This is a genomic window from Psittacicella hinzii (genome assembly GCF_003585935.1).
Lineage (GTDB): Bacteria > Pseudomonadota > Gammaproteobacteria > Enterobacterales > Psittacicellaceae > Psittacicella > Psittacicella hinzii.
On sequence record NZ_NRJG01000047.1, the window covers coordinates 1 to 11,580 of the forward strand.

Annotated in this window: 3 protein-coding genes; 2 read left to right on the top strand and 1 reads right to left on the bottom strand. The window is 37.3% G+C overall.

What is annotated here, in order from left to right:
* Positions 1–411 precede the first annotated feature (411 nt).
* Positions 412–1,845 (top strand): type I glutamate--ammonia ligase, encoded by a 1,434-nt coding sequence (gene glnA / locus CKF58_RS03110; protein WP_119530869.1) that lies wholly within the window; start codon positions 412–414, stop codon positions 1,843–1,845.
* A 233-nt stretch (positions 1,846–2,078) separates the two neighbouring features.
* On the opposite strand, the gene CKF58_RS03115 is transcribed toward glnA, so the two are convergent.
* The gene (locus tag CKF58_RS03115; RefSeq protein ID WP_119530871.1) at positions 2,079–3,320 is read right to left on the bottom strand and encodes a glycosyltransferase; all 1,242 of its coding nucleotides are present in this window, start codon (positions 3,318–3,320) and stop codon (positions 2,079–2,081) included.
* A 771-nt stretch (positions 3,321–4,091) separates the two neighbouring features.
* Here CKF58_RS03115 and CKF58_RS03120 point away from each other — a divergent pair.
* On the top strand, positions 4,092–11,444 hold the full coding sequence (locus tag CKF58_RS03120; protein WP_222987678.1) for a GmrSD restriction endonuclease domain-containing protein: 7,353 nt from the start codon (positions 4,092–4,094) through the stop codon (positions 11,442–11,444).
* Positions 11,445–11,580 lie beyond the last annotated feature (136 nt).

The window sequence follows — 11,580 nt, forward strand, 5'->3', positions numbered from 1 at the left end:
TTGTAATAGTATTTTGTAATCATATTGCGTAATCACAAATTTATACTCTGGCTAAAAATGATCATTTTGATCTAGTTGATCATTTTCTTTTAGGCTGATTTATGAAAAAAGTTAATCGATTAATCAACTGGTTAAAGTTAATTTTTCTCTATGTTCAGAAAAAAGTGATAACAAACAGTGACAAAAGCTAATTTATACGTTATTATGATTAGTAATAGTTTTTTAATATTATTTAATTAATATTTTCACTTTCTCTCACTTAGAACAATTTAACCGAAAGTATTCTTCATAAGCAGGCCTCACCAGCGTGCTTTTAACTTTTTTAAAAGCTCAAGAATGCTTTTTAAATTAGTTCTTTGAGAACCTAATACATACATTACATACAACATTTATATATTAAGGTTACAATTTATGTCATTTAACACTAAAGCAGTGGCTGCCAAGTTTGCAGACTTTATCGAAGAACATGGTGTAGTTTGGGCAGATTTACGTTTTACTGATATTTTAGGTAAAGAACAACATGTATCTATTCCAGCACATTTAATCGATGAAGACTTCTTTGCGCACGGTAAAGTAATTGATGGTTCATCAATTGCTGGTTGGAAATCAATTAGCAAATCAGACATGGTATTAAAACCAGTTGAACAAGAACCTCTATTAGACGTAGTAGGTGATAACTTTTCACCAACGTTAATTATCCGTACGCAAGTATATGAGCCAACTGGTGAAGGTTATGATCGTTGTCCACGTACTATTGCTGCACGTGCAGAGAAATACATGCGTGAGCTAGGTTTAGCTGATGACGTATTCGTTGGTCCAGAATTAGAGTTCTTTATGTTCGATTCTGTACGTTTTAAAAACGATATGGGTCGTGCATTCTTCGAAATCGATGATGACGATATGATTTGGAACTCGGATAAAAAAGGCGATGAATTTAGTGGCAACTTAGGTCACCGTCCGAATGTTAAAGGAGGTTACTTCCCAGTAGCACCTATGGATCGTAGCCAAGCAATTCGTTCACAAATGTGTGAAGGCTTAATGGCAATGGGCTTAGAAGTTGAAGCTCACCACCATGAAGTGGCAATGGCACAAAACGAAATCGCTACACGTTTCAATACTTTAGTGGCTAAAGCTGACGAAGTGCAAGTGTACAAATACGTAGTACAAAACGTTGCAAAACAAAATCAAAAAACCGTAACCTTTATGCCAAAACCTTTATTTGGTGATAATGGTTCGGGCATGCACGTACACTTCTCATTTAGTAAAGATGGGAAAAATCTTTTTGTAGGTGATGAGTATGCAGGTCTTTCAGAGACAGCTCTTCACTTTATTGGTGGGGTATTAAAACACGCTAAAGCGTTAAATGCCTTTACTAATCCATCTACGAACTCATATAAACGTTTAGTGCCAGGTTTCGAAGCTCCTGTAATGTTAGCTTACTCGGCATCTAACCGTTCAGCAGCAATTCGTATTCCTGCAGTTTCTACACCAAAAGCTAAACGTATTGAAGTACGTTTCCCAGATGGTACGGCTAACCCATACCTAGCATTTACTGCTTTATTAATGGCAGGTCTAGATGGGGTGAAAAATAAAATTCATCCAGGTGCAGCTGCTGATACTAACTTATATGAAGCTTCAGCTGAAGAAGTGGCATATATCCCACAAGTTTGTTACTCATTAGAACAAGCACTTGAAGCTTTACAAGCTGATCACGCATTCTTATTAGAAGGTGGTGTATTCTCACAAGAATTTATTGATACTTACATTGGCTTAAAAGCTGATGAAGTACAAAAAATCAGAATGCGTCCACATCCAATGGAATTTGAATTATATTACTCTTGCTAATTACCAAGAGCAATGCATAAAGACGACAATGACCTCGCGTAAGCGAGGTCTTTGTCGTCTTTAAAAATGGATAAAATTTAGAGAATTTGCTTAAGGTTCAGAGAATGTTCTTAAAGCTTTAACAATTTACTTAAAGTCCAGAGAATTTCTTTAAAGTTCAGACAATTCTCTAAAGACCCAAATAATTATCTTAAAGTCCAAACAATACCCTTAAACCCAAACAATACTTAGTTCTAGTTAGCTGTTTGTTCTTGGCGTAAGAACTGTTGGAATTGTTTGCTTGCTACAGGGTAGATTTTTTGATTGAACTTCTCTCGACCTGAAGTGGTAAGAGCATTACGTAAGAGTACTCTAACCCCTCCGGTAGCAAACATTTTTGTATTTAAATATAGAGGATTGTAGCCCCATTTTTGTTTACGTTGTTGACGTAAACGGTGAATAACTTGTCTGCTTGGCTCGTAATAATCCGTAATTAAAGGAGTGTAGTCATTTAATACTGGATAATAACCATAAGCCTTAAACAATGCTGCAAAGTATTGTTCATAAGCTCCTACACTTTTACCTAATACTTGCGTTAAAGGTTGGTTGAACATTTGGTAAGCATCTACAAATTCTTGTGCGCTCGAGTTCCATTGTTTTTGGCGACCAGCAAAGTGTAAGAAAGTTGGGATTACTTTGGCATAGGTATCAGGATTAGCTTGTCCAGCTTGCACTTTAGTTGCTAATACTTGATCCCAATGATCATGATAGTAGTAATAGCGAGTGTTAATTAAGTGATAAGCAAGATAGTTATATTTACTGTTTAAACGTACTATATCACCATAGTGAATTACATTTAGTAAATCTTGATCTGGGAAAGCTTTATAGTTTTGTAACTCGGCTACGTGTTTTAACCAGAGATCACTAGCACGTAGCTTATCCATATCAATAAGTAAGAAGCCAGAGTTAAAGTATGGATTATTTTGATCGTAAGTTAGATCACGCGCTTTATTTGATAGCTTTTGTTTTACGGCATTACCAGCCGAGACAAGGTTTTTATTCATAATGTAATAGTCTGCTACTACACCAAGAGTTTTACCTTGCAGATCTACTTGCTCATCATCAAATAATTCATCGAACGGAGCTGTTACTAAAATATCCGCATCTAAGTATAAAACGCGTCCACTTAAATTAAGATCTGTTGCATAGAGGCGTAAGCTCATAGCATTAGAACGACTATCATTACTATAGTCAACATTTTCACAAGCTAAACGACGCTCTGGAGTTACATAGTGAAAATGTACTTTTACTTGCGGATGATCGACAAATTCTGCAAATAAAGCTTGCGTTGGAGATTGTTCAATTGCAAAATTCGTCAGAATATAAATATCTAAATGTTCACGATTAAACGCCATTAAGTTTTTAATAAAACTAGGTAACCGATGAATAAAACTTTCGTCGCTGCTAAGCAGTATTTGCGGTTTGAATTTGGTCATAGGATCTAGGAATTGCAAAGAGAAAAGCTAGTGATAGTTAAACAGTTAGCCTAGCTTAGCTAAGGATACTGTTTAATTACTATTTCTATGCATAGATACTACCGATTGCTGCTCAAGAGTTAGGTTTAAGCCCTATACTCAAATCATGCATCAAGGTAGCTGAAAAAATTCTGGAAGAAAAGCCGATAAATTAAGAACTAATTTAGTCCTTTCTCTATTATAACGATTAGAGATAGATTATAGCGAGATTTATGCGTAAAATCTAAGATATTTTACGCTTAAGGATCAGATTTAAGCTCTCTCTTTAAGAGTAGGATTTTACGTATTAGTGATCTTTGCCTTAGATAAAATAAGAGAGCTTAATCTTAGATGATTATATTTAGGTATCTCTCTTTAAGGCAGCTATTAATTTGGTAGGAAAAAGTCGACTCCTATACTTTAAATGATGAACTAAGTGCATTTTAGCGCCAAAATCTGTTTCTTTTTACGCCTCTGTGCTAGTAATGTCATGTCTTTTAGCATACAATATAGTGGGGCAGGGTGTAAATCTTAAGCTGCGGAGAGGCGAGAAGCCTCTCGTCTGTCCACAGCTTAAAAATTATCCCTTTATGTATATTAGGTGGAGAGAACTCCACCCCTTACTTACCTTGTAAGTAAGCATTGTATTGCAAGAGTAACTTACTTATGCCAAATACGTCAAATATCTATTTTGAAGGATATTCCGTTCTCGATATTTTAAATTTGAATCGCTACTCGAGCGACTTCGAATATATGCGAGTAAGCAGAAACTACCGTTGGTCAACACCGTTAGTTCAAGCTTTTTTAAATGACTTATCTTCGGTAATTGCGAATAACTTTAGTGCACACTATATGGGTAGTGCGCTTGTTGCTGCACGTCCGGATAATGATGGACAAGAGTATCAAGTGATTAAAGGGCAACAACGTATCTTAACCGCGGCCATTGTAGGACGTGTGCTCTATCACAAAATTTTAGTAATTGCGCAAGAGCTTTATAAAGACGATTTAACTACAGATACGAGTCGTCTGAAATATATCTCTCCAGCTAAATTAGGTCTGTCTAAAGCTGCAGATTTACGTAACCTCGAGCAATTAAATATGCTCGTGCCACACATTGCTAGTCGCGTACGCTTTTCAAATGCCGATCAAGAAGAAGTGTTCTATCACTTAGAAACCCTATGTGATAACTTAGGAGATCTAGCTGAAGAAGATCGTGACTTTTTCGAACGTAATGATATGGTGGCAGCTTATCTTCAGACCCAAGCATATTTTGCTAAATATGCAGACCATGCAGCTGCGCATACGGCAACTCGTTTAGCAGATCAAGGAGAAGTAGATCAAGATGAGATTTATCGTCGTTGTCAGTTTGCACGTATTAAAATCTATCTCTTTTACTTCCAAGCATTACAATACTGTTTAGTAAATACGACCATTTTACACACTAATCGTAACTATAACTTTATTGCAGACATTAATAGTAAAAATAATAAAATGTCAGTCTTTGAGTTATTTACGTTTCAAGCTTTAAACAGTGTAAGTGACAATTGCTTAAAAGCGATTATCGAAGACGTATACCGTGTTGAAGAGTTAATTTCGGGCGGTGATATTGATCGCCGTGCCAAAAATCCAAATTCAGTTGATGAAGAAGCAGGTTACTTCTTAGATCAAGTAATTACTATTCTTTTCAAAGCGCATGGTGTATATGCTGAATTAGGTTACTTAAGTTTTAATGACCGTGTAAAAGTAATTCTGCAATTAACGCGCATGGAAATCCAGAAAAATCTCGATTACTTTATCAAGAAATACGATCTTGATGTACAAGTAGATGCAAGTATTATTTCTCCAATTACTTCAGAAGAAATTGCTCTGTATCAGCCGATTATTCAATCTCTTGATTTGGTCGAGGGTGACGAAAGCTACACTGAATATGTCCGTCAAGGTTCTATTAAAGCGCACTTCCGTAATTTAGATATTAAATCAATTCCGCTTGATCCGGAATTATTTAAACCTCTATTACAAGCTGAAATTACTGGTGATGGTCGTACTTTAGCACCGCTAAATTTAGAAGCAGAAATGTATTTAATTTGGCAAATGGTAATCCCATTTGCGCGCGCGTACAACCTAATTAAGTTTGTGCATCGTCACAAAACTCTTAATACCCAGTTCTATCAAACTTATCCTGAGATCACTAGTAAAATCGAACGCTTTAAAAAGCTTAATTTAGCGGCTTTCGATGATTACTTACTCTACTTAACTCAGTTACTACTCACGCAAAAACTTAATGCCGTTGAATATGGGCAAATGCTAGATCTAGTGTATCACTACTCATTACGTCACTTAGTTGCGCAACGCAGCCCAGAAACCTTTAAGTATCTGGCCGATGATTTAATGAGCTGGAATGTAGTAACTCCAGGGGCTTTAGAGTTCTTCTTAGTCGAAGTTTTAGGAGATAGAGATAACTTAATCGATGACTTTAGTTATATTTCTCACTTATTAGCTTTAAGTGTAACGGATAACTACATTACACAAACCTTTGCTGAACTCTTTGAGAACTATAAAGAGTCGTTATCTTACTTACAAACGCGTATTACGGCCAACTTAACAACCGTTCTTTTAAGTAAAGATTCAGTCGCTGCTTTAAATGCGCAACCGCAAATGCTAGTCGAGCTAAAACGTTTAACTTATAGCTTTGCTAAAGTTGTATGTCAAGACTTAGTATTAACTGAATTTACTGAACTACAAAACTTAACTATGGATAAGTTTAGTTCGGAGTTCTTTATTAACATTGCGCAAAAAGTTCTTGATAACTTTGATACACGTCCGGACTACGACTATCGTTTAAATTACGCCCAACGCCGTTTATATCGTGCGTTCAAGCGTAAAAATACTCCGAACTTAATGTCTTCAGCTGAAGTTGCTGATTCAAAAGCACAGTATATGGAGCAACTGGTTGCAGATGCTTTCCCATTACAAGCAAGTACTTCACAAAGCTTTATGCAAGCTTGGGATAAAGTACAAAAACAAAAAGAATTAGCAGCACAAACGCAAATTCCATGGGAATTACCATTACCAGAAACTGAACAACGTATTCTTAAACATGCGGATTTAGCTAATCGTAGTCAAGCTGTGAACCCATTATTAGCTACTTCAACTTTCAGTTTTACGCGCTCAGATCGTCTACATACTCAACGTCCAATTTTAGGACGTCCAGGTGCAAGTCCGATTAAATTAAACGAGTTAAATATTTCAACGCCAAGTCTGTCGATTGACTCGAACTTAGTACCGGAAATTAGTTTAACTTCAAGTAAAGGACAACTCGAACGTAGTTCGTATCGTAATATTATTCGTCAAGTAGCTAATCTAGTTGATCAGAAGTATAAAGATAATAGCGGTGTTAATATTATTCCAACACCAGATGCAATTACAGATAAGGCTTTAAGTACCCAAGACATCATTAACGAAATTAAAGCCCAACGCGAAAAAGAAGCTGCGCCGACGGTCACCATTGACGGTAAAGAATATACGCATGCGGATTTTGATGCTTCTGCAATTGCTAAGTGTGAAAAAATCAATAGCTCGGACAGTATTGAAGCTGCAACTATTAACCGCAATGCCAACCTTGATAGTGTGCAAAGATATAACTCGGTGGGTTATGTAGGCATGCACGTTACTCCAGTAAGTGAAGCTGATGTACAAGAAATTATGCAACAGCAAGAAAACCAAGCTGGAGATAAAGGTGAAAGTCAAGGTACAGTAGTTATTACCACGAGCGAGAAAAAACCGATTCTTACTGAAAGTGAACTAGATAATGCTAAAGCAGTGCAAGCACAAGTAAGTGAAGAAGAAATCGACGACGAAGCTGAATATCGTAAATATATTGCTAGTCAAGGTGGCTCGGTAATTAATTCAACCTATGGTTATAACACCTTAGCGCAATTAGTACCACATGCGGAAAAAGATGATAAAGAACAAATCATCGAACCTATTACCACAACCAACAGTAAAGGGCTCTTATCACAATTAGCTAAAGTTGTACGTAATAGTGTTAGTGCTAAGGTTGAAGAGCCTAATAGTGCCCAAGCAAGTGCCACTGATCATGCAATTGCCCAAGTTGCCAATAAAGCAGCAGATCTAGCGCAAAGCCAAGAAGCTAAAGGTGCAAACGAGCAAAGTACAGCAAAAGGTTCTACCAACAAAGACGCAACAAAAGCTTCAACTACTAAAGGATCTGAAGAAATCATTGGCGTAAGTATGCAAACTCAAGCCGATGGTACTATTTCTCTTAAACCACAAAAAGAAGCAGTTAAAGACTTTACTAATCCGCAAGAATTAGAAGCTTTAGAAGCTATTCTGTTTGGTGGTGACAAAGGAGAAATCTCACGTCCATTAATGAACTTAAGTAATTCTGCTTATGACACTAATAAGGTAGTAACACCACCGGTAGTTAATGCAGAATTAGCAGCTTCTGATGAGTTAATTAATAAAGATGTTGGGGCATTGTTTGGTATTCGTAGTCCTGAAGTAGTAGAAAACGATACTACTCCAGAACCAAAATACATTGCCTTACCTGATTCAAGTACTTTAGTCTCTGGAGTAACTACAGATTCATCTTTAGTAGGTCGTAAGTCTACTTTAGCTACAGATTCGCAAATTGCAGCAAGTAAACTTGAAAATGCAAACAATCTAGTAGCAGGTGCTGCAACTACTGAAGTAGATCCTGAACTTAATGCTAAAATCGCTCGCGCACAACAAAAAGTTGATCCAGTTGTAGATCGTAGTAACTTAGCTCGAACGATTGAAATGGAAAGCATGCTTGCCGGTTCGGAAAATCAAGTAAAAGAAAGACTTGATTTTACCCCAACCCTAAACATGCAAACTCCTACTGCTGCTGAAGAAACAACTGCCCAAACAGATGTAGCTAAAGATAGTGCTCAGTCTCAAGCTAAAGCTAAAAATAATGCTAAAGCTAAGGACTCTACAGCTGATACAGCTACAGATAAAGGTTCTGTTACTGACTCTGCTGCAGAAGAAGCAAAAGTTTCTCAGCAAGCAGCTGATAAAAATTCCGTAAAAGATGCTGTAAAAGAGTCTGCAAAAGAAACTACAAAAGAAGCAACTAAAGCAGCGAAAAAAGAGCAGTACGTACAAACCATTACTCCTCCGCATGTGCAAGCTAAAGTTAAAGGTGATCCGTCAAGTTTAAATAAACTTGAAGGTAAAGATACCTTTAGTTTTGCGGTAGGGAAAGGAGTAAGATTAACTGGCAAAGCTGAACAAGCTCCTAAAGATACTGCAGCAACAGCTAAAGCAGCCAAAGAAGCTGCAGAGACAACTACAGCTTCTAAAGCTGACAGCAAAGTAGATAACAAAGTTGCTTCGCAAGACGCAGGTAAAAATTCGAGTCAAACTCAAGCTAAAGAAAATAGCAAAGTTGAAGCTAAAGAGGAAATTAAAACTGCAACCCAAGAAGTAAGCTCAGCTGAAACGAAGTCTGCATCTAAATCTGCAACTAAATCTCAAGTTACAACTGAAACTAATGCACCTGATAAGTCTGCAACTGCAGTTACAGAAACTTGTGTGAGGGCACAACCTTCTCTAGGTAATAGTGCTAAAGCTCAAGTTGTAACTCAAGAAGAAGCTAAAGATAAAGCTCAAGCTGGAGCTCAAGCTGGAGCTAATGCTTCTAAAGATAAAGTTGCAGCTGATGTAGAAGATCTTGTTACGGAAAAGATTACTTCAAATGGAGAAGAAACTTCGACTCCAGAATTAGAAGTAACTCTAGCTACACAAGAAAAAGCTGGACAAAGTGCACAAGAAGTAGTGCATGGCGAAATTAAAGATAAAGTTGATGAGCAAGCGAAAATGATTGCTGCTGCGCAAGCACAGCAAGAAGTTGTAGCTTCTAATCACGTAACCAATGTTACCGAAACTCATCTTGAGAAAGATCCTACTGCAGTTGCAAGTCAAGCTTCTAAAGCACCTGCTGCTAAAGCAGATGAAGCTAAAGCTGTAAGTGATGCAACAAAAGCGGTCGCTGATTTTGCTTCTACAAGTACTAACTCTGCTAAAAAAGAAAGTACTAAAGTAGCTACTACTGCAAGTGCAGATCAAGCTGACGCTGCAGTATCAACCGATATTGATCCTGCAGAGACTTCTGTAGTAACAGAACAAGAGACTGTACGTAAATCAGCAGTTGCTGCTAATGATGCTTCTCTAGTAGAAGATAGTACGGTTGCGAATACTCATACTATTGCAAAAGTTGATTCTAATGATCTTGCTAATGATTCATCTAGAGCAGAGGCTGCTTCATCGCAAGTGTCCGTATCTCATGCCCAAGATGACGTTAAAGCTTCTTATCCAGTTTCAACCAACAAAGTCCCTGCAACGCAAAATAAAGAACAAGTTATTACCGAACCTAAGGAATTACAAAATAATCCAACCATTAGTATTTCGGATAATATCGACTTCTCAGAATTTGCGAAGCAAGAGGATGTTCCTGTTGATGGTAAACAAGCTCTACCTGTAAGTAAAGAGGTTGAAGATGATCTTGATTTAGGGCAACAAACCGAAAGTAGTGTTAATATCTCAACTAACAGCACTCGTCGTCCAAACACTCGCATCGAAGTACTCGAAGACGATGATGAGCAAACGGCAGCTGATCTCTTTGCAGCAATTGCTGGCAGTGCAGATATTAAAGCTAAACAAGAAAATCAGCAAGAAACTAATGCAGCTCCAGCGTCTAAAGCTGCTAAAGCAAGTCAAACCGCTAAAAGCAATACCGTTACCAATAAAGAATTAGTGGCTAATGGTAATGTGAGTTATGACGCAGAAGAAGCGGAAAATGTAATTGATGAAGAAGTAGAATTACAAGAACTTAGCGCGCGTAATATTCTCACTAATCAATTACACGGACGTTTTGGTAAGAAACGTAGTGATGCTCGTAAAGATGATGTAGTACAAGTAGGACAAAGATCACTTGCAGGCTTAAAAGCAGTATCACGTCCATTTGCTGGTAGTGATTTACAAGCACGCGAGGATGAAAAGGTTCTTAATAATTCTTTAGATAATCCTCTCGGAGCTATTACCCAATTAAGTTTAGATTTAGATAGTATTTCTGATCAAGAACTTAAAATGAAGCATTTTACAGCTCAAGCTCCAAGTGTACCTGAAAACACCAGAGTAAATGTGTCACAAGCTTTACAAGCTCAAGGTCTAGATCCTAGCAAAGCTAATGAACTTGCAAGCTCTGCTCCACAAGTAGGTCTAGCAACTAATAGCTTAGCTACCTCTTCAAGTGCTAATCGTCAAAGTCCATTTGCTTCTCGTTTAGCTGGGGTTCTTGAAGAACAAGGGCAACCTGAAGCAGAGTTAAGTTTAGAGCATTTAAATACTCCATCTTCGTCTCAACAGGGACAAGTTACCGAGTTAGTGCTCAATAACTTACTCGACGATAATTATGATCCAGAAGCAGCAACTAATAATGTAGCTTGCGTGCGTCAAGGCATTGAACCTACGATTGCTGAAATTGTAAAAATTCAAGGACAGAACTCTGAAGTTAATAACCTAAACTTTAACTACGGAGCTAACGCTAAACCTGAGAATGTTACAGTTGAGCATAGTTATGACAACTTACGTGAATTTGATATTCCTGAAGGTCTATGGTTACCAACAGAAGATCTCGAAATTCGCTATGTCGGCACAATTAGTGACGCTAATAAACACCTGTTAAATCAACAACAGGCTGTAGTACGCATTATTTTACAAGGCTTCTGTGAATACTTATTAGCGCAAGGGGTAGAAGCGATCTTAGATATTGGTGATCATACAATCAACGTAGTTGAAGATGATACTTTAGTCATGCAAATTCAACTAAGTCAAAGTGTTCCTGCTTTTGTCTTTGACCCAACGTCACGTTCAGGTCTAGATAAATGCTTAGAGGGCACTGCAACTTATCAAAACGTTGATTTCCCACGCTTTAATCGTCGCTTAATCGTAAGTTCTTTACCAACTATTGCTCGTTTATACAAAATTCTGATTGTTTACTTTGGTGATAATCCAGAAGTGTATCAACAAATGGTAGAAAGTATTAAGAACCTACGTAAGTAAGAATAAAAATTAATTTTTAAAGATACTGTAGCTGGAGTTACAGTATCTTTTTTTGTCGTTTCTGACGACCTAAAACCGAATTTCCCGAAATTTTTTAGTCTACTCCCTCCCTCCTTCATTTGGAGGGAGTAATTTT

What these genes read in the sequence shown, in the direction of transcription:
- CKF58_RS03120 (WP_222987678.1), top strand. Translation starts at nt 4,092, where the DNA reads ATGCGAGTAAGCAGAAACTACCGTTGGTCAACACCGTTAGTTCAAGCT.
- CKF58_RS03115 (WP_119530871.1), bottom strand. Translation starts at nt 3,320, where the DNA reads ATGACCAAATTCAAACCGCAAATACTGCTTAGCAGCGACGAAAGTTTT.
- glnA (WP_119530869.1), top strand. Translation starts at nt 412, where the DNA reads ATGTCATTTAACACTAAAGCAGTGGCTGCCAAGTTTGCAGACTTTATC.